This window comes from Enterobacter cloacae complex sp. IR5428, from assembly GCF_049238585.1.
In the GTDB taxonomy this organism is placed as follows: domain Bacteria; phylum Pseudomonadota; class Gammaproteobacteria; order Enterobacterales; family Enterobacteriaceae; genus Enterobacter; species Enterobacter intestinihominis.
This window is the reverse complement of the sequence record NZ_JBMKHV010000003.1, coordinates 117868-138280: the sequence shown is the minus strand read 5'-3', so window position 1 is coordinate 138280 and position 20413 is coordinate 117868. Positions and strand designations below refer to the sequence as shown.

The 20413-nt window shown below is 56.2% G+C and carries 17 protein-coding genes; 14 read left to right on the top strand and 3 right to left on the bottom strand.

Annotation, left to right across the window (positions count from 1 at the left end):
* Nucleotides 1-104: 104 nt before the first annotated feature.
* Nucleotides 105-2207 carry a TonB-dependent siderophore receptor gene (locus ACOTXC_RS05300; RefSeq protein WP_421767467.1) on the top strand — a complete coding sequence of 701 codons (2103 nt, stop codon included), beginning with the start codon at nt 105-107 and terminating at the stop codon, nt 2205-2207.
* A 72-nt stretch (nt 2208-2279) separates the two neighbouring features.
* On the opposite strand, the gene ACOTXC_RS05295 is transcribed toward ACOTXC_RS05300, so the two are convergent.
* The 3 genes from ACOTXC_RS05295 to ACOTXC_RS05285 form a co-directional block, all read right to left on the bottom strand.
* Nucleotides 2280-3962, bottom strand: coding sequence for an alpha,alpha-trehalase (locus ACOTXC_RS05295; RefSeq protein ID WP_421767466.1), 1683 nt, complete (start codon nt 3960-3962; stop codon nt 2280-2282).
* 213 nt (nt 3963-4175) lie between these two features.
* Nucleotides 4176-5186, bottom strand: a complete 1011-nt coding sequence (gap, locus tag ACOTXC_RS05290; protein WP_421767465.1) for a type I glyceraldehyde-3-phosphate dehydrogenase — start codon at nt 5184-5186, stop codon at nt 4176-4178.
* 78 nt (nt 5187-5264) lie between these two features.
* Nucleotides 5265-6245 carry a GlxA family transcriptional regulator gene (locus tag ACOTXC_RS05285; protein WP_023300337.1) on the bottom strand — a complete coding sequence of 327 codons (981 nt, stop codon included), beginning with the start codon at nt 6243-6245 and terminating at the stop codon, nt 5265-5267.
* A gap of 929 nt (nt 6246-7174) precedes the next feature.
* On the opposite strand from ACOTXC_RS05285, the gene ACOTXC_RS05280 reads away from it, so the two are divergent.
* From ACOTXC_RS05280 to ACOTXC_RS05220, 13 genes are all read left to right on the top strand, one after another.
* A complete protein-coding gene (locus ACOTXC_RS05280) occupies nt 7175-7669 on the top strand; it encodes a hypothetical protein (protein ID WP_006810964.1) in 495 nt (164 codons plus the stop codon).
* Nucleotides 7670-7692: 23 nt separating this feature from the next.
* Entirely contained in the window at nt 7693-8196 is a 504-nt protein-coding gene (gene tssJ, locus ACOTXC_RS05275) for a type VI secretion system lipoprotein TssJ (protein WP_421767464.1), read from the top strand.
* 28 nt (nt 8197-8224) lie between these two features.
* Nucleotides 8225-9568 (top strand): type VI secretion system baseplate subunit TssK, encoded by a 1344-nt coding sequence (gene tssK / locus ACOTXC_RS05270; RefSeq protein WP_023300335.1) that lies wholly within the window; start codon nt 8225-8227, stop codon nt 9566-9568.
* Between the two features lie 17 nt (nt 9569-9585).
* Nucleotides 9586-10824 carry a DotU family type VI secretion system protein gene (locus tag ACOTXC_RS05265; protein WP_022648416.1) on the top strand — a complete coding sequence of 413 codons (1239 nt, stop codon included), beginning with the start codon at nt 9586-9588 and terminating at the stop codon, nt 10822-10824.
* Nucleotides 10825-10826: 2 nt separating this feature from the next.
* A complete protein-coding gene (tssM, locus tag ACOTXC_RS05260) occupies nt 10827-14447 on the top strand; it encodes a type VI secretion system membrane subunit TssM (RefSeq protein ID WP_421767463.1) in 3621 nt (1206 codons plus the stop codon).
* 16 nt (nt 14448-14463) lie between these two features.
* Nucleotides 14464-15180 carry a type VI secretion system-associated protein TagF gene (gene tagF, locus ACOTXC_RS05255; RefSeq protein ID WP_045308303.1) on the top strand — a complete coding sequence of 239 codons (717 nt, stop codon included), beginning with the start codon at nt 14464-14466 and terminating at the stop codon, nt 15178-15180.
* A gap of 11 nt (nt 15181-15191) precedes the next feature.
* Nucleotides 15192-16208 carry a type VI secretion system protein TssA gene (tssA, locus tag ACOTXC_RS05250; RefSeq protein WP_284097813.1) on the top strand — a complete coding sequence of 339 codons (1017 nt, stop codon included), beginning with the start codon at nt 15192-15194 and terminating at the stop codon, nt 16206-16208.
* Nucleotides 16209-16283: 75 nt separating this feature from the next.
* On the top strand, nt 16284-16808 hold the full coding sequence (gene tssB, locus ACOTXC_RS05245; RefSeq protein ID WP_022648413.1) for a type VI secretion system contractile sheath small subunit: 525 nt from the start codon (nt 16284-16286) through the stop codon (nt 16806-16808).
* Between the two features lie 3 nt (nt 16809-16811).
* A complete protein-coding gene (gene tssC / locus ACOTXC_RS05240; protein WP_006810956.1) occupies nt 16812-18311 on the top strand; it encodes a type VI secretion system contractile sheath large subunit in 1500 nt (499 codons plus the stop codon).
* Nucleotides 18312-18390: 79 nt separating this feature from the next.
* Entirely contained in the window at nt 18391-18816 is a 426-nt protein-coding gene (locus ACOTXC_RS05235; protein ID WP_032624078.1) for a Rap1a/Tai family immunity protein, read from the top strand.
* A gap of 3 nt (nt 18817-18819) precedes the next feature.
* On the top strand, nt 18820-19314 hold the full coding sequence (locus ACOTXC_RS05230; RefSeq protein ID WP_022648411.1) for a T6SS effector amidase Tae4 family protein: 495 nt from the start codon (nt 18820-18822) through the stop codon (nt 19312-19314).
* Nucleotides 19299-19748, top strand: a complete 450-nt coding sequence (locus ACOTXC_RS05225; RefSeq protein ID WP_050595054.1) for a T6SS amidase immunity protein Tai4 family protein — start codon at nt 19299-19301, stop codon at nt 19746-19748. Before ACOTXC_RS05230 ends, ACOTXC_RS05225 begins: the two co-directional genes overlap by 16 nt.
* Nucleotides 19749-19928: 180 nt before the next feature.
* On the top strand, nt 19929-20411 hold the full coding sequence (locus ACOTXC_RS05220; RefSeq protein WP_014884229.1) for an Hcp family type VI secretion system effector: 483 nt from the start codon (nt 19929-19931) through the stop codon (nt 20409-20411).
* Nucleotides 20412-20413: the final 2 nt, after the last annotated feature.

Sequence of the window (20413 nt, the reverse complement as noted above, 5' to 3'; positions counted from 1 at the left end):
TGAAACTTAATACAAACGATCTGTTTTTCTCCGCTGATATTGATTCGGTAATAAAAATGATAATAATTGTCGTTCCCAATATCATCTAATAATAAGACGACACTATGAGCACCTCACGTTTTGCGTTATGCGCGTTGGCAGGCGCCGTTACGCTGGCATTGCAGACACAGGCTTTCGCAGAAGAACCCACCATCGTGGTAACCGGTACAGAGCAGGGCAGCGCGCTCCCTGCCTGGACCAATAGCGCCACGAAATCAGCCGTCGCGGAAAGTAAAACGCCGCAGGTGATCAACACCATCGCCTCTAAAGAGATTGAGCAGCGGCACGCCAGTTCGGTAAACGAGATCCTGCGCTATGCGCCGGGCGTTTCCACGGAGGTGCGCGGGAGCACCTCTTACATGAGCGAGTACAAAATCCGCGGGTTCAACGTTGATCAGGAGTTCTACAACGGCCTGCAACTTCCCTATAACGTCACCGGGAACACCAAAGCGCGAATCGATCCGCTGCTGATTGAGAGCGTCGATATCCTGAAGGGGCCGTCATCCGTGCTGTATGGCGGCGGCTCCCCGGGCGGGCTGGTCAATATTCAGAGTAAAAAGCCGCAGAAAGAGGCGAAAACGGAACTGGGCTTTAATACCGGAAACCGCAATCTGAAAGAGGGGTACCTGGATTCCACGGGGCAGATCGCGAACAGCGACTGGAACTATCGTCTGCTGGGCAAAGCGACGGAAAGTGACGAACAGGCGCACACCACGCGCTATGAAAACTATCTGGTGGCCCCCTCCGTGACCTGGCAGCCGGATGACAAAACGCGCCTGACCATTGACGCGCTGGCGCAAAATACGCCGAGCCTGACGCCGTCTGATCCGATGCCGCTAAGCTATCTGCGGTCTAAATACGCCGATCGTCGTGACTATGCCGGGGATGAGTGGAGCGGCTTCAAACAGCGCCAGTGGATGCTGGGCTACAGCTTTGAGCATGAGTTTGACAGTGGCTGGGGCTTTAACCAGAAAGCGCGCTACTTTGACGTGGATACCCACCAGCGCAGCGCCTATTCCACCGGGACGGGCAGCGAGGTCTACCAGCTTAACCGCTTCGCCTATACCACGGATGAAGATTTGCAGAGCTTCAACATTGATAACCAGGTTACCCGAACCGTCGCGCTGGGGGACTGGCAACATCATCTGCTGGCGGGCTTTGACTACCAGAAGCTGAACTCTCACTTCCATTATCGTTACGCCTCGTCCACACCGGGTATCGATATGCGCAATCCGGATCACTCGCAGATCGATAACGATGCGCTGGGGCTTGAAACAGCGCAGAAAAACCGTCTCGGCTATCAGCAGAATGGCTATTACCTTCAGGATCAGATTGCGTTTGGCGGGCTTAACGTGCTGGCCAGCCTGCGCTTTGACGACTACCGTTCCGTCACCACCAACTATCTGCAAAACGGTGACAAAGCCTGGGTATCGCAAGATCGCCTCACCAAACGACTGGGGGCGCTTTATGCCTTCGACAATGGTCTCTCGCCGTTTATCAGCTATTCGGAAGGCTTCGCACCGGTATCGCCGCAGGGTACGCTGACCGCGAAAGACGTTAAGCCCACCACCAGTAAGCAGGTGGAGGGTGGGGTGAAATATCTGCTGGCGGAATATGCAACTACCTTCACCGCCTCGGTGTTTAACATTCGTCAGAAAAATGTGGTGACCAGCGATCCGGGCTTCCTCAACTACCGACAGACCGGGGAAGTGGAATCGAAAGGCGCGGAGCTTTCCGCTATTAGTCGTCCAACGGATAACCTGACGCTGATTGCTAATTATGCCTACACCCACGCCATCAATACTGAAGATGACAAGTACCAGGGCAAACGACCGACGCAGGTCCCTGAGAACGCCTTTAATCTGTGGGGAGATTTCACCTTTGACAGCACGCCGCTGAGAGGGTTAACGCTGGGGGCTGGTGCACGCTACACCGGGCCGATGGAGATCTCGCCAGCCAATGATGCAGGCAAGCTGGGCGGTACGACGCAGTACGATCTGGCGGCATCTTACCGCATGGGCGAACTGGCGCCATCGCTGGAGGGGCTGACGCTGAAAGCGAGCGCGCAGAACGTCACCAACAAAGAGACGCTCACCTGCTATGACGCGACCAACTGCTGGATAGGCCGCGACCGCACCTTCCAGGTCGGGGCGAGCTACAGCTTCTGAAAAAAGCCCGGTGGCGCTACCGCACTGAACAGTCCCCTCGCCCCTTTGGGGAGAGGGTTAGGGTGAGGGGCGCTACTGCGCCGCCTGTTTAGCAGGTGCAACATCATCGTTTGCCGCAGACTGATTCTCCGGTACGCTGTCGCACGGCTTCTCTTTCGGGCAGACCATGTCCAGCATCCTGAGCGTCACACCGTTACTCCAGCCGAAACCGTCCTGCAACGGATACTCACCGCCGCCACCGCCGGTACCGGTCGAAGAGACATCGTACTTCTCAACCAGTTTCTTCTCGCGATTGTAGGTATGCTGAACGTTTTTCAGGAAACGCCAGGTCACGTCCATCGCCACTTTCTGCTGACCATAGTTCTGCAACCCTTCCACCGCTACCCACTGCAACGGCGCCCAGCCGTTCGGCGCATCCCACTGCTGCCCGCTGTTGATGGTGGTGGTAGAAATACCGCCCGGTTTCAGCAGGCGCGACGATGCGGCTGCGGCCACTTTATCGGCGCGATCCTGTGATGCGGCCTTCACATACAGCGGGAAGAGGGCCGCGGCAGTCAGCTGATTACGCACCTTCCTGGTTTTCAGATCGTAATCCGCATACCAGCCCTCTTTATCGTTCCACAGGTGGCTCTCCATGGCTTTCTGACGTGCGGAGGCCAGCGCGTCATATTTACTTGCGCTTGCGGTATCCCCGTCTTCCTGGCTGGCACGGGCCAGCAGTTTTTCCATCTTAAACATCAACGCATTCAGATCCACCGGCACGATGCTGGTGGTGCGGATGGTACCCAGCTTCTGGGGATCGTCCATCCAGCGGGAGCTGAAATCCCAGCCCGAGGCCGCGGCAGAGCGCAGATCACGGTAAATCTCGGTGGCCGGACGGTTAGGGTTATTTTTGGCGGTGGTCACGTCATCCAGCCACGACTCAGGGCGTGGCGTGTCCAGATCGTCCCAGTAGCGGTTGAGGAGGGAGCCGTCATCCAGCTTCACTACGCGTTTGTTTGCCTGACCAGGCTGGAGTCCATCAGCCCCCTCCATCCAGTAGGCATACTCCTTCTCCATCTGCGGACGGTATTTCTTCAACGCGTCGCTGTCATGCGTGGCCAACAGTTCCACCATCAAAGAAAAGAACGGCGGCTGAGAGCGGCTCAGGTAGTAACTGCGGTTACCGTTAGGGATATGGCCCCAGGTATCAAGCTCGTATGCGAAGTTGTCCACCATGTCGCCGATCTTATCCCAGTGGCCGCTCTCGGCCAGCCCCAGCATGGTGAAATAGCTGTCCCAGTAATAGACTTCGCGGAATCGTCCTCCCGGCACGACATAGGGTTTTGGCAGAGGCAGGAGGGAGTCCCATTTGTTCGCTTTGTCGGTGGTGCGGGTCAGCACAGGCCACAGATCGTCTATGTGTTCCCGCAGGCTCTGGCCCTCAGGGGGAACATATTTCTCACCCTCCTTCGGCAGGATAAAGTTCATCTCCACGAAGTGACGCAGGTCAAAACCGGACTGGGTATGCTGCATCCGGTAATCCGCCAGGATCATCAGCGGGTCGCTTTTGGGAACGGCATCCGCGAAGGTTTTCTGATCCGGGAACAGTTTGGCGCTCTGAACGTCATTAAAGAGGGGGCCAAGAAGAATATCAGGTGAGCTTTGCTGGCTCGTTGGCTGGTCTTCAGCATAACCAAATGCGGTAACACCGAGTAGTGCGCCTGCCAACGCAAGGGGTAAAAAAGCGGGGCGTCGTGCGCGAGGTCTTATCATCGGTTCGTCTCCTGTCTTCGCTGAGCAGCGTGACCGCTGTTGTCAATTACCTGAAAACCTTAGACGAATATCGATAACTTCGCGTGTTGAATGTCCCATTTTTCGCATAACCAGAAAATTCGGGTGCGCTTTCACTACACCAGGGTTGGATTACTTAATTTTTAACCACACCACGGAAAGGCCGGGTAAGCTTCACGCCACCCGGCTTAAGCCCTACAACCCTTTCTTATCCATCAGCACCGCCAAATCCACCAGACGGTTTGAGAAGCCCCACTCGTTGTCATACCACGACAGGATCTTCACCATATTCCCGCCAATCACCAGCGTTGAAAGCCCGTCGATAATGGATGAGCGCGGGTCGCCCTGATAATCACTGGAGACAAGCGGTTCATCGCTGTAGCCCAGGATGCCTTTCAGCGGCCCGCTACCGGCAGCCTGACGGAACGCGTCATTCACCTCTTCGGCGGTCACGTTGCGGCTCAGCGTCACCGTCAGATCGACAATCGACACCACTGGCACCGGCACGCGCAGGGAATACCCGGTGAGTTTACCGTCCAGTTCGGGGATTACTTTCCCGAGCGCTTTTGCCGCGCCGCTGGAATAAGGCACAATCGATAATGCTGCCGCACGCGCGCCGCGTAGATCTTTTTCTGGCTGGTCATGCAGCGCCTGGCTGTTGGTGTAGGCATGCGTGGTGTTCATCAGCCCGTGTTCAATGCCAAACTGCTGGTGCAGCACCTGCGCCGCTGGCGCCAGACCGTTAGTGGTGCAACTCCCGTTACTGACCACAAAATGCTGGGCCGGATCGTACAGCGTGTGGTTCACGCCCATTACCACCGTAAGATCATCATTTTTAGCCGGGGCGGAAATAATGACGCGTTTTGCGCCGCCGCTCGTGATATGCACCGCCGCTTTATCACGTTCGGTGAAGAAACCGGTGGCTTCGATTACCACCTCAACGTCAGCGTCTTTCCACGGAATGTTTGCCGGGTCGCGTTCACTGAATACGGTGATGCGTTGCCCGTCAACCTGTAGCGCGCCGTCCGCCGCTTCCACAGGTACCGGTAGCGTGCCGAGCAGAGAGTCATATTTCAGCAGATGGGCGAGGGTTTTACTGTCCGTCAGATCGTTAATGGCCACAATCTGGAGATCCGGATTGCCCAGCGCCGCGCGCAGGAAATTACGTCCGATACGGCCGAAACCGTTAATACCGACCTTAACCATGATGCACTCCTTATCTGTGTTGTCTGGAGTTACTGTAGGTGTCAGGTCGGTTGGCGTAAATGACAAAAAAGGATCAGATTACGCCATTCTGCGGCAGTGGAAACGCTGGCGATATTCGCCCGGCGTGAGATGAAGCTGCTTTTCAAAAACGCGGCGCAGGTTGATGCTGGTCCCAAACCCGCTTTTTTCGGCAATGACCTCAAGCGGATACGGGGTCTGCTCCAGAAGCTGTCGTGCGGCGGCCAGGCGCGCTTCGGTGACATAACGGGCCGGAGGTACACCGACGTCACGCGTGAACACGCGGGTGAAATTGCGCGGACTCATGGCGACCCGTTCGGCCAGCCTTTCGACGCACAAATCTGCGGTGAGGTTTTGCAGGATCCAGCTTTGCAGTTCGCTAACCGGTCCGGTCGCGCCGGACTGCTCCAGATTATAGCGGCTGAACTGTAGCTGGCCGCCAGGCCGACGCAGGTACATCACCATATCCTGCGCCACGTTGCGGGCGAGGGTGAAGCCGTAATCATCCTCCACCAGCGCCAGCGTCAGATCAAACCCGGAACTGACGCCGCCGGACGTCCAGACGGGACCATCCTGAACATAGAGCGGGCCGCCCTCAACGTTGACCGCAGGATAGCGGGTTTTCAACGTTTCCAGAAGCCGCCAGTGGGTCGTTGCCCGGCGCCCATCGAGCAGTCCGGCCTGTGCCAGCAGCAGGGCCCCGCCGCAGACAGAGGCGACGCGTCGTGCATGCGGCGCGGCCAGGTGCAGCCAGTCCACCACCGCAGTGCTTTCCTGCTCATTCATGCCACGGCCGGTGATGATAATCGTGTCCAGCGGCTCGCGCGGATCCAGCTCCGGCAGGCGATAGTCCGCCAGCAGATTTAAGCCGGATTGGCCATGGATCACCAGGTGAGGCTGGGTAGTGGCAATAATGATGCGGTAGCGGGGCTGCGCCAGACCGTCCGGGTGCAGACGGTTGGCCTGCATCAGAATGTCGGCTATACCGGCGGCTTCAAACAACATGCCACCATCAGGAACAATTATCAGGATCTTCTTCATGTCCTGAAAAGTACCTTCCTTACAATATAAGTCAAGTGGAGGACGTTGACAGTTACCGAGCACGGTTATGGTCAACCCCGATGCCGGCAACGGCACATATTTTGATACCCACTTAACCTGTTTCTACCGCTCGGCCTGTAAGTTATGGTGCGGGAAAGCAAAGAACTCATAACAAATTTTCATCATGTTTGTAATAAATCGTCGGAGTGGTGGAAAGCAAGCAATAGTGTAGTGACGGTAAAATGCCAAATGAAGTTCGCCTGTCGAAAGCAGCGTCTTTATTCATTACCTGGAAAGGGTGGGTTATATTTTGAGCAATGCTTTGGCGAGCAAGAGTGTAGTCAGGCTTAATTATTCATACGGCCCAGACGAAAGAAAATTATCTTAAGAAGGGGGAGAACATAAAGTTAATTTGCGGCGTGAAATTAATTTTTTCATCCTTACTGTGTTTTCTTAATTTGATGGGACATCGTCCTGAGTATTGACGATTTGCTATCGATACAACAAATAATTCGTGTGAGATATATTCATATGCAACTGAAAAATTCTCCGTTCTACTAATTATGGTAGTGGCAGGAATAGTGGTATTACGTTAGTGATAATGGTTCTCTTTTGGATTTTTTTGTCTTTAAATCAGTTAATTGCGTGATTTTTCTATTTTTCAGATTAATCTCAGAGTGAGGCGAATGCGTCATGAATCAGCAGTAGCGAAAAAGGAAATATTGAAAAGGTGATAAGCTCATGTAAACTTGTTTACCGTTTGTCAAAATATGTCAGGATTACGCTGGGCCTTATTCTCGAAGGCTCGTGCGGTAGCTATGCCCAAATAATAGTAACGCCCCGGAAAAACCTGACTATTTTTAACAATAGCACCTAAGTCAAATTTTATCCCCTCTCTTCATCCTCTAAATATCGCTACGGAAAAGCATATGAAACTGCGTGTATTGTTATCACTTCTGTTTGTTATGGCGGTGGCGGGCTGTAAGGCGCCGCAAAAACCAGCGATCACCGATGATACGATTGTGACCAGCCAGGTTAATGGCATCACGCTGACGCACCGTCACGCTGTTACCCCTCCGGCGGAGTTCACTCAGGTGAATGAACCGTATCGTGCTATGTACCCGGCATCCCTGATGAGCCGTCCTGACTACGGTGGAAAAGTGATCCGTACGCTTGAGACCGGAAAAACTTACGTCGTGCTGGGGCAGGTTGAACATTTCTGGATGGCGCTGGCCGATGAAGGGAGTGAACAGCTGATTGGTTACGTGCCGATGCGTGCCGTAATCAAGGCCGACCAGTACGAAGCCACCGTGCGTAAACAGGCACTGCGCCCTAAAGCGCGCAAGAAAACCACCTGTGTTGATGTCGATGGCAACAGCAAAGCCTGCAAAGACAGCGCGAACGGTACCTGGATCCTGAACTAAACGGGTTTCACGAGCATATTTTTATGAATAATAAAAATTTCCATCGGATGTGGTTCCCTTTTTTTGCGTTGATTCTCGCGCTGATCGGTGGTTGTACGTCGTCTTCACACAGCGACCCCTCCCGCTACAATCTTCAGTTTCAGGCTCATCCTCAAATCAATGATTCTGCACCGCTTAAGGTCAGAGTATTGCTGCTGAAATCCGATGCGGATTTCATGTCCAGCGACTTCTACTCCTTACAGAACAACGCGTCAGCCACGCTTGGCGCGAATCTGCTGAACAGCGATGTGTTCTTCCTGATGCCGGGCCAGCTTTCGAAAACCCTGAGCGGTCAAAGCTCACCGGAAGCGCGCTATATCGGCGTAATGGCGGAATACCAGGCACTGGACGGCAAAAAATGGCGCGTCTCACTTCCTTTGCCTGTTCCCGGCGAAAACGCGATTTACCAGTTCTGGAAATGGTCCGCAGAAGAACTCCAGGCCAGCGTCTTCCTTGACGTAAATGGTATCCGGGTCATCAGCCAGTAACGCCCTTCATAACAGGAAAGAGATCATCATGACGAAAGCAGAAAAGGTCGTCTGGACCGAGGGCATGTTCCTGCGTCCCCACCATTTTCAGCGGACAGAAAGTTACCTCCTCAACCACGTTCGTGAGTGGGGGGCCTTGCAGCGTTCGTATCTCTGGGGCTTTCTCGACCTTGAGCTGGATGAAGCGATGCTTCGCCAGGGCTGTATTGCCCTGAGCTACTGTAGCGGTTTGCTGCCTGACGGCACCTTTTTCCAGGTGCGCAGCGACCGCAACGGTCCGGCCCCGCTAAAAATTCCCGATAATCTTACCAATGAAAAGGTGGTGCTTGCGCTGCCGGTTCGTCGCGGTGGACGTGAAGAGGTGATTTTCAGCGAGGAGCACTCTTCTCTGGCGCGTTTTATTACGTTTGAACAAGAGGTAGAAGACGACAACGCCATGTCGGTCGGGGAAGCGACGGTTCAGTTTGGCCGCCTGCGTCTGACCCTGATGCTGGAGAAAGATCTGACGGCAGAATGGACCGCCATCGGCGTGGCGTGCGTCGCTGAAAAGCGCAACGACAACCACGTGCGGCTGGATAACAGCTACATCCCACCAATGCTGAACGCCAATAACAGCCCGCAGCTGTACGGCATGATCAATGACCTGCACGGCCTGCTGGTGCAGCGTAGCCAGCAGATCGGCGGCCGCCTGCGTCAGCCGGGGCGTTTCAATACGTCCGAGATGGTTGAGTTCACGCTTCTTTCGCTGATCAACCGCCACCTTGGCGACATCTCACATTTAAAAACGCTGCCGCTGCTTCACCCTGAAGCGCTCTGGCGAAGCTGGCTGCCGTTTGCCACGGAACTCGCCACCTGGACGCCGCAGCGTACCGCAGAGAGCGTACTGCCAGTATACGACCATGACGATCTCGCCCTTTGCTTCGGCAAAATGATGCTGATGCTGCGTCAGGGGCTGTCGCTGGTCATGGAAGATCATGCCATCCAGCTGCCGCTGCACGAACGCTCTCACGGACTGAACATCGCCACCGTACCGGAGACCAGCATGGTCCGCGAATTTGGCTTCGTGCTGGCGGTAAAAGCCAATGTCCCCGGCGAACACCTGCAAACCCATTTCCCTGCCCAGATGAAGGTTGCGCCAGTCTCGAAAATTCGCGATCTGGTTCAGCTCCAGCTGCCGGGCATCATGCTTCGGGCAATGCCCGTCGCGCCGCCGCAGATCCCGTGGCATGCAGGCTACAGCTATTTCGAGCTCGAGAGGGGCAGCGAACTGTGGCACGAGATGGACAAGTCTGGGGCATTCGCGCTGCATCTCGCAGGGGAATTCCCGGGTCTCGATATGGAGTTCTGGGCCATCCGTAGCCCGACAGAATAATAAAGCGAGCGCTTAATATGCAGGAACGACAGGATACCGGCAGTGATGCCCTGTTTACCGGAGCCAGTGGGAACAATCAGCTGGTGGCGGCCGCCAATCCGCTGCTCAATGCGATTCCGCAAATCCGTCATTCGGTTTCCCACGACGATCAGGTCGGGCTGCGCCAGCGCCTGATTGACGAAATTCGCCGTTTCGAGGTGCGATGCCAGCAGGCGGGCTTACCATATGAAGTGATTGTCGGCGCGCGCTACTGCCTCTGCACGGCGCTGGACGAAGCCGCCGCTCTGACCCCCTGGGGAAGCAGCGGCGTCTGGTCAAGCAATGGTCTGCTGGTGACGTTTCATAACGAAACCTGGGGTGGCGAGAAGTTTTTCCAGCTGCTGGCACGTCTGTCTCAGAATCCGCGCGAACACATTCTGCTGCTGGAGATGATCAACTACTGTCTGCTGCTCGGCTTTGAAGGCCGCTACCGCGTGCTGGACAATGGCCGGACCCAGCTTGAAACCATCAAACAGCGCCTGTGGCAGATGATCCGTGGCGTTCGCGGCAGCTACCCGCCGCCGCTCTCGCCGCACCCGGAAGATCGCCCCGTTCTGCGCAAGCTCTGGCGGCCGATGATTCCACTCTGGGCGTGCGTGGCGCTGGTCGGCTTTATCGCCTGCCTGTTCTATATCGTGCTGAACTGGCGTCTCGGTGATAACACCAGCCCGGTGCTGGCGAAAATTTACCAGTCCCAACTGCCGGAAACCACGATCCGGCAACCTGCACGTCAGCTACCGGCGGTACTGAACCTGCGCGGCTTCCTGAAACCGGAAATTGATGCCGGTCTGGTGGCCGTTAAGGATGAGGCGGATCGCAGCGTGGTGATCCTGAAAGGGGACGGACTCTTTGCCTCGGCCTCAACGGTGGTGCGCGATCGCTATGAGCCGGTCATCGACCGCATCGCCCAGGCGATGAATAACGTCAGCGGCAAAATTCTGGTGGTGGGGTACAGCGACAACGTGCCGATCCGCAGCGCACGCTTCGCCTCTAACTATGAACTCTCGCTTGAGCGCGCCCGTTCGGTGCAAAAACAGCTCCAGGGTAGCCTCTCGCAGCCTGAGCGCGTCAAAGCCGAAGGGCGGGGCGAGATCAACCCGGTAGCGCCTAACACGACGCCTGAAAATCGCGCCCGTAACCGCCGCGTGGAGATTACGCTGCTGGTATCGCCTGACAATACCCAGGCCGAGCTGAACGGATTGCCGCAAGGAAACTAAGGATGCTGACTACTCTACTTTCTATACTGACCAATCGCATTCTGTGGAGCTTCCTGGGCGTAACGGCGCTCGCGGCGGTCATCTGGATGATTGGCCCGCTGTTGTCCATCGTGGACACCCGGCCCCTTGAATCAGAGCAGAACCGCGTCATCAGCATTGCGGTGGTCTACCTGATTTGGGCTCAGAGCCACATTCTGCCGCGGCTGTATAACGCCTGGCTGAACCGTAAGCTGATGGACAAGCTTAACGAAAATACCACCAGCCCGGAGGCGGCCGATCCGCAGAAACGTCTGAACAGCGAGGAGCAGATCCTTGCCGGGCGTTTCGATGAAGCCGCCCAGATGCTGAAAAAAGCCCACTTCAGCAAAGCGGGACATGGCGCGCAGTGGACGCAGCGCTTCAGTACGCAGTACCTCTATCAGCTGCCGTGGTACGTCATTATTGGCGCGCCGGGTTCAGGTAAAACCACCGCTCTGGCCAACTCCGGGCTGCAATTCCCACTGGCGGACCGCTTCGGTAAAACCGCGCTGCGCGGCATTGGCGGCACGCGCAACTGTGACTGGTGGTTTACCAACGAGGCGGTTCTGCTGGATACCGCGGGGCGCTACACCACTCAGGAGAGCGAGCAGGTTCAGGACGCCGGGGAGTGGCTGGAATTTATCAACCTGCTGCGTAAATACCGCCGTCGCCAGCCCATCAACGGCGTGATTATCACCATCAGCATTTCCGACCTGCTTTCGCAGTCCGCTGAGGCCTCCCGCCAGCAGGCGGTCAACCTGCGCCAGCGTCTCTCCGAGCTGCATGAACAGCTGGGTATTCGCTTCCCGGTGTATGTGATGGTGACCAAAGCGGATCTGCTTAAAGGCTTCCGCGCCTGGTTTGCGGATTACGACAAAGCCCAGCGCGATCAGATCTGGGGCTTTACGCTGCCGTGGGAGCAGACCAAACACGCCGATTACGACCTGATGGGCAACTTCCAGCAGGAATTTTCCCTGCTGCAACAGCGTCTGGATGCTGGCCTGCCGGAAACCATGCTTAAAGAGCATGACGCCAAAACCCGTGCGGAAGCCTATCTCTTCCCGCAGGAGTTCGCCGCGCTGCGTCCGCTGCTGGCAGACTACCTGAGCACGGTCTTTGCCCGCTCAAACTTCGAAACCGAATTTTCGCCGCGCGGCATCTACTTTGCCAGCGGCACCCAGGAAGGGATGCCGTTTGACCGCGTGATGGGCGAGCTGAACCGCGCGCTCTCCTTACCTGAAGGGGAGGAAAGCACGCGCTGGGATTCGGTAAGCAAAGAGGCGCCGATCCCGGGCGCGAAGGGCCAAAGCTTCTTCATTAAAAATCTGCTGCAAAACGTGATTTTCCAGGAAGCGGGCATCGCCGGGGAAAACCGCTGGTGGGAGCTGCGCAACCGCGCCGTGATGTGGTCCGGCTACGCGGCGCTGCTGGCCCTGCTGGTGATCCTGGGTGGTCTGTGGCTGACCAGCTACGCCAAAAATAAAGCTTATCTGGAAGAGGTAGATGCAAAAGTGCCGATGCTGGAGCAGCAGAGCAAGGCGCTGCAAAACCAGCCCCAGCGAGATCTGTTTGCGCTTCTGCCGCTGCTTAACAGCCTGGTGGATCTGCCGAAAAGCGATGCCTTCGACGTTAACAACCCGCCGGTTTCCCGCCGCATGGGGCTTTATCGCGGGGATGACGTCAGCGATGCCTCGCAGTCTCTGTATCAGAAGGCGCTGGATCAGATGCTGCTCCCCGCCGTGGCGATGCACATTACCACCTGGCTGCGCAACGACAACGGCAGCGACGTGGAGTACAGCTATGAGGCGCTGAAAGCCTATCAGATGCTCTACCAGCCTAAGCATTATGACGGTAAATTCCTGCACTCGTGGGTGATGCTCAACCTGCAACGCAACCTGCCGCAGAACGTGACGCAGGCGCAGCTTCAGGAGCTGGAATGGCACCTGACGCAGCTGCTGGAGCCAAAAATTCAGGCTTCACCGTATGCGCAGGATGAGGATCTGGTGGCCCGCGAGAGGGCGCTGATCAACCAGCAGCCGCTCTCAACACGCGTATATGGGCGCCTGAAACGTCTGCTGGAGCATGATGAGAACCTGAAGCCGGTTTCGCTTTCTGATCTCGGCGGCCCGCAGAGCGAGCTGGTGTTTTCGCGCAAAAGCGGCAAGCCGGTGAGTGAGGGCGTACCGGGCCTCTACACGCCGGACGGCTACTGGAAAAGCTTCAACGACCAGATCGACAGCGTGACCACCGCCCTGCACGAGGACGATGCCTGGGTACTGGGAGCGACCACTGCCCAGGAAGATAAACAGCAGATCGACAACGCCGTGCGTCAGCTCTACATGCGCGACTTTATCGTTAACTGGGATCGCTTTCTCGCTGATATTCAGCTCAACAACAGCGCCGATCTTTCCCAGCGTATCAACACCGCGCGCCTGCTTTCAGGCACCAATTCGCCGCTGCGCCGTCTGGTACTTAACCTGAGCAAGGTGCTGACCCTGTCGCGCACTGCGCCTGCGCCGGAAGATGCGCAGAAAGCGGAAGACCAAAGCAACCGCGCCACCCGCACGCTGGAAGCGCTGTTCAGCAACGGTGACAATGCCCCGACGCAGGGCGCGGTTGTGACGCAGGCGCCTGAGCAACTGGTGACCGACCACTATGCGCCGATGATTGAGCTGGCGCAGCCGCTGGAGAAGGGCGGCAAGACCATCGTCTTTGATGATTTTCTTAAGCAGGTTGACGAGCTTTATCGCTACCTGACCGCCGTTCAGGATGCAGCCAACAGCGGTATGCCCGCGCCGGGCGGCGATGCAATTAGCCGCCTGCAAGCCAGCGCGGGACGTCTGCCGGGCGGGCTGCAAACCATGTTCAGCAATATGGCCGTCGGCGCCAGCAGCGACACTCAGCGTCGCGATCTGGAGAACGTGCGTAAGCGCATTAACGTGGAAGTGGGTGGGTTCTGCCGTCAGGCGATTGCCGGGCGTTATCCGCTGGTGCGCAGCGCCAGCACCGAGGTGACGCCGGACGATCTCGCCCGCATGTTCGCGCCGGGCACCGGACTGATGGACGCCTTTTTCCGCGACAACCTGACCAACAAGGTGGACACCACCCAGGCGAACTGGCGCTTTATGCCGGGCATCGACGGTAAAACGCTGCCGGGCAGTGAAGGGCTGCTGCGTCCGTTCCAGCAGGCGCAGTCTGTCCGCGATGCCTTCTTCGCAAACGGCGCGACCACGCCATCCTTCAAGGTGACGGTGCGCACCGTGCGTATGGACAATACCATTCTGAACCTGACGCTGGACGTGGACGGCCAACTGCTGCGCTACAGCCACGGTCCGCAGGCGGTGCAGATCATGACCTGGCCGGGGCCGGGCGGGACGAACCAGGTGCGTATGCAGCTCGGTCTGGCCAATGGCAGCACCGCAACGCTGGTGACTAACGGTTCCTGGGCGCTGAACCGCTTTTTCGACAAGTCGCGCACCAGCCCTGGCGCGGGTAGCCTGAGCCGTCAGGCCACCTTCAACGTCGACGGACATCAGGTCACGCTGGAGTTTGCCCCGAACAGCATCCGTAACCCGTTCCAGCTTCCCCGTTTCTCATGCCCATAACCGCAAGGACAGCCGTATGACGAATACCCCTGCGATGAACCGTTATAGCTGGTATGGCAAATTACCCAGCGCCGGAGATTTTTTGCAGCGTCGCTTTCCGGATACCCTGCAACGCCAGTGGTCGCACTGGTTTCAGGTCGGCCTGCTGGCCTGGCAACAGGAAGAGCAGCGCAGCGGTGAGCGCCCGTTTTCTAAAGCCCCGGTGTGGAACTTTGTCGTCCCGCCGATGCTTGGTAGCCAGATGATTCAGATGGGCTGCCTGCTGCCGGGCCGTGACAGCGTAGGCCGCCACTATCCGGTATGCCTGCAACTGAGTTTCACCCCGACCGAGTGGTCATCCCGTCTGCTCGGGCAGGCTGAAAGCTGGTACCAGCAGCTTGGCCGTCTGGGGCTGCACGCGGTGCGTAACAGCTATTCTGCCTCCCAGCTGGATGAAATGCTGATGACCATCCCGGCGCCCCAGCCGGTTGAGCCGCAAAAGCGTTCCGACATTCTCGACGTGATTGGCTATGACGACGAGGGTCAGAGCACGCTGGGCTGGCCGCAGGCGGCGGAGTGTTTTGATCCGCTGCGCCAGACCAGCTACTGGTGGACAAACCGCTGCGACGGCTATCCGCTTTACACCCACGTCCACAGCGGAAACTTTACCGGGCAGCTCTTTACGCTGCTGTTCGATCCGGCAGGCGGCGCCCGTCCGGGCCGCCACGGTCTTTACCCGCCTATGTTTGAATAAGCAGGGATCTTATGAATATCGATGAATTTCTCGCGCCGATAAGCCCCGATAACCCCTGCGGTGAAAACCTGGAGTACGACGCTGATTTCCAGGCCATGGGGCAGGCCAGTCAGGGCAAAGCCGAACAGCAGTTTGGCGACACCATCATTCCGGCAGAGCCTGCCGACTGGAACACGGTGGAAAGACTCGCCACCAGCCTGCTGGGCCGCACCAAAGATCTTCGCGTCATGCTGGCGTTAACCCATGCCTGGACGCGTCGTCGCGGGCTGGCAGGTTACGCCGACGGGCTACTGCTGGTGCAGGAAGCCCTGTCCCGTTACTGGGAGCAACTTTACCCGCTGCTGGAAGAGTATGGCGAAACCGATCCGTTCTACCGCATTAACGCCCTCGCCGGGCTGAGCGATAAATCTGACCTGACGGTCGCGGTGCGTAACGCCTCACTGCTCCGCTCTAACGGCGATGAGATTTCGCTCCGTGACGCCCAGGCGCTGCTTGACGGCAGTAAAACAGAGTGTCCGGATTATCCGGGCGGTCGTCCACGATTAATAGATGAGCTGGCCCGGGGCGATCAGCCAGGTACCGAAGCGGTAATCGTGATCAACGAACGCCTGCTCGCCATCCGCGAACTGCTTACCGGCTATCTCGGGGAAAGTGGCGTACCGGAGATGGAACAGCTGCTGAAAACCGTCGGGCTGGTTTCCAGCGCCTGTCAGGTGACCGATATCAGCAAGTTGCTGCCGAACCGTGACGCGCAGGCTGAGCAGCACGCCGAGCCGCAGCCGGTGACCGCGTCGCCCGTTCAGCAGGTGACGGACTGGCGCAGCGTGCAGGTGACCAGCCGCGCCGACGCGCAGCTGATGCTGGAAAAAGCGAAACAGTATTTTGCGCAGTACGAACCCAGCCACCCCGCACCGCTGATGATTGAACGGGTGCAGCGGCTGTCTGAACTCAACTTTATGGACATTATTCGCGACCTGGCGCCAGACGGCGTTAACCAACTGGAAAACATCTTTGGACGCCGCGAATGACGCGTCCTGGCATTATGACGACAGGCATGGAGTCTGCCGTTTCACCTTCACCGCGCATCTTTGATGGAGAACATCATGGCAATGAGTAACAGTGGACAGAAATTCATCGCACGCAACCGTGCTCCCCGCGTGCAGATCGAGTACGACGTAGAGATCTACGGCGCAGAACGCAAAATTCAGCTGCCGTTTGTGATGGGCGTTATGGCCGATCTGGTTGGCAAGCCGGTGGAAAACCTGCCAGCCGTCGACGAGCGTAAGTTCCTTGAAATCGACATCGACAACTTCGACGAACGCATGAAGGCGCTGAAGCCGCGCGTGGCGTTCCAGGTGGATAACACCCTGACCGGCGAAGGTAAGCTCAACGTCGATCTGACCTTTGACAGTATGGACGACTTCCTGCCGGACGCGGTAGCCCGCAAAGTAGAGCCGCTGAACAAGCTGCTGGAAGCGCGCACCCAGCTCTCTAACCTGCTGACCTACATGGACGGCAAAAACGGCGCGGAAGAGCTGATTGCAAAAATCCTTCAGGATCCGACGCTGCTCAAATCCCTGAGCCAGATGCCAAAAAATGACGAAAGTGCGAAAGGTAGCGAGGAATAATCGATGAGCAACCAGACTCAACAACACGATCAGCAGGCGGGCCAGGCCTTCAGCCAGGACGAGTTCAGCGCGCTGCTGAATAAAGAGTTCCGCCCGAAAACCGATCAGGCGCGCTCTGCCGTAGAAAGCGCGGTAAAAACCCTGGCGCAGCAGGCGCTGGAAAACACCGTGACCTTTTCAAACGATACCTACCGCACCATTCAGAACCTGATTGCCGGTATTGACGAGCAGCTTTCACAGCAGGTGAACCAGATCATTCACCACGAGGAGTTCCAGAAGCTGGAGAGCGCCTGGCGCGGGCTGAGCTATCTGGTGAACAACACCGAAACCGACGAGATGCTGAAGATCCGCTTTATGAGCATCTCCAAGCAGGAGCTGGGCCGCACCCTGAAGCGCTACAAGGGCGTGGGCTGGGACCAGAGCCCGATCTTCAAAAAAATCTACGAGCAGGAGTACGGCCAGTTCGGTGGCGAGCCGTTTGGCTGCATCGTAGGCGACTACTACTTCGACCACAGCCCGCAGGACGTTGAGCTGCTGGGCGAGATGGCGCGCATCGGCTCTGCGGCCCACTGTCCGTTCATCACCGGCACCGCGCCGGGCGTGATGCAGATGGAGTCCTGGCAGGAGCTGGCTAACCCACGCGACCTGACAAAAATCTTTCAGAACACCGAATACGCCGCCTGGCGTTCACTGCGTGAATCGGAAGATGCCCGTTATCTGGGCCTGGTCATGCCGCGCTTCCTGTCGCGTCTGCCGTACGGCATTCGCACCAATCCGGTCGACAGCTTTGACTTTGAAGAGCAGACCGACGGCGCGAACCACAACAGCTACTCCTGGGCGAACGCGGCTTACGCGATGGCCGCCAACATTAACCGTTCCTTCAAAGAGTACGGCTGGTGCACCTCGATTCGCGGCGTGGAGTCCGGCGGGGCGGTGGAAAACCTGCCGTGCCACACCTTCCCGAGCGATGACGGCGGCGTGGACATGAAATGCCCGACCGAGATCGCCATCAGCGATCGTCGTGAAGCCGAGCTGGCGAAAAACGGCTTTATGCCGCTGGTTCACCGCAAAAACTCCGACTTCGCCGCCTTCATCGGCGCGCAGTCCCTGCAAAAACCGGCCGAGTACCACGACCCGGATGCCACCGCTAACGCGCGCCTGGCCTCCCGTCTGCCTTACCTGTTCGCCTGCTGTCGTTTTGCTCACTACCTGAAGTGCATCGTGCGCGACAAAATCGGCTCCTTCCGCGAGCGCGAAGAGATGGAACGCTGGCTGAACGACTGGGTGATGAACTACGTGGATGGCGACCCGGCTAACTCCTCCCAGGAAACTAAGTCCCGCAAACCGCTGGCGGCTGCGGAAGTGCAGGTGCAGGAAATTGAAGACAACCCGGGCTACTACGCCGCGAAGTTCTTCCTGCGTCCGCACTACCAGCTGGAAGGCCTGACCGTTTCCTTGCGTCTGGTATCTAAACTGCCGTCGCTGAAGACGAAGGACGCGTAATGATGATTGCCGGCCCGAAGGGGCCGGCAATTTGAGCGGAAGAGCTTAGCTTGTTTCTGTCAGTGAATAAGGATAGACGGTGAAACATATACTTTTGATCGCGACCAGTTTGCTGGCAGTTTCTACTCTCGCAAGCGCGGAGGCAGGAAATTACAAATACCCTCAAGCGGAAGCATTGCCTCAGGATGACACATCAAACTTCCAACGCGATCCGACGCTGTTAACAGGGTACGATTTAAATCTGAGTGCAGAGCGTTTTGCTAAAGCCTGGCTGTCGAAAACGAATGAACGTGAACGCATTAAGGCAAATATGTATCTTCTCGGCGTAGTCGACGCGTCTGAGGGCACTGCATGGTGCAAGGGCAGGCCTTTTTTGCCAAATACAATACATGAGTTTCTCTATTCTCGTTTTGCGAACTTATCGAAACAGAAAGGCGAGGAGCGCGCTTCAAAAATCATCATTGACGGCATGAAAGAATTACGCCCGTGCAAAAAAGGAGAGTGACAAATGAGACCATTATACGAACAACTTAAACGTCAGCATTACTCTTCAAATCACACACGCGCGGGTTTTGCCTCGGGTGAACAGGTTTTTTCAGAAATTGGCTACGATTATTCGACGATTATCAAGCAACAACCGGCATACGAAAATACCTGTGCGGTAAGAATGAGCCTGGCATTGTTAAAATGCAATGTTGAATTTACAGGGCGTTTACCCATAAAGACCGGTCCCTATAAGGGAAAAACAATCGAGCCTGGCGCAAAATTACTTGCCGATCAGCTTTATAAATCCCATGTGTTTGGCAAGGCAGAAATCTTTAAAGACCGCGAGGCTGGTGCACGCTCAATGTTGGGCCGAAAAGGTGTTGTTTTCTTCAATAAAATTGATGGGTATGGCGGTGGTCATATCGACCTTATCGAGCCTCTGAGTAATAATTCGTTTATATGTAACTCCGATTGCTTTCCGTACTGTCAGGAAATCTGGTTTTGGGAATTAAAATAATTATATTCAGGTGTTTAAAGACCGTATTTCTTTTGCTCACTTGCTTATCTTTTTCTGCTCGCGGTGACAACCCTTACGTTGATTTTTATCAGCAGCAAACATACCGGCAGGTGGTAAAAGATTTGGTCCTGGCGCGCTGCCTTGCGCAGGTTGCAGATAAAGGCAGTCAATTTTCTGCTGATGCGGCCCGCAGTGCGAGTGCATTTATTGAGTGGATGCCGTTTGATGCTGAAAACGGTACTGACAAAGTTAACGCCATTATTGGGAAGTATAAAAACCAAATTAATGGTTTCCACTCGGAGCGTAAACCTGATGTAAAAGGCGTAACCTTAAATTGTCTACGTCTTTATCATAGCGACGAACTGAATAAACTGGTTCCGCAGCTCATCATTGGCGATCCTGATCGTACCTGGATTCAGGATAATCCGCCGTAGTAAAAGACTTCACATTCTTTCCGTTCATTCAGGGGGAATGTAAGACTGTCAAATGACACGGGTCGTTTGATATGAGGCAGAGGTAAAATATGGACGGTTTTATTCAGCCCCATGCTTTCCTGTTTGCCATATAAGGGCTTTTTCGAAAGCAATATTGTTCATCCACGAAGAGTAGATATTATGGCTATTGATATGTTTCTGAAGGTCGAGGGTGTTACGGGCGAATCTAAAGATTCTAACCACACCGGCTGGACTGATATTACCTCCTTCTCCTGGGGCGCGTCCCAGCCGGGTAATATGAGCGTTGGTGGCGGCGGCGGTGCCGGTAAGGTTAACTTTAACGATCTGCACGTTAACGCTCTGATCGACAAATCCACTACAGCAATCCTGAAACACTGCGCAAGCGGTAAGCACCTGACCAAAGTTGAACTGTCCGTCTGCAAAGCGGGTGGTCAGCAGGTTGAATATACCCGCATCACCCTGGAAGACGTTCTCGTGACTTCCGTTCAGTACACCGGTGCCGACAACGGCGATACCGTTGGCGTGACCTATGCATTCCAGGCTGCGAAAGTGAAACAGCAGTACTGGGAGCAGACCACTGCCGGTGGTAAAGGTGCTGAAAGCAGCGCTGGCTGGAACATCAAAGAAAACAAAGAAGCGTAACA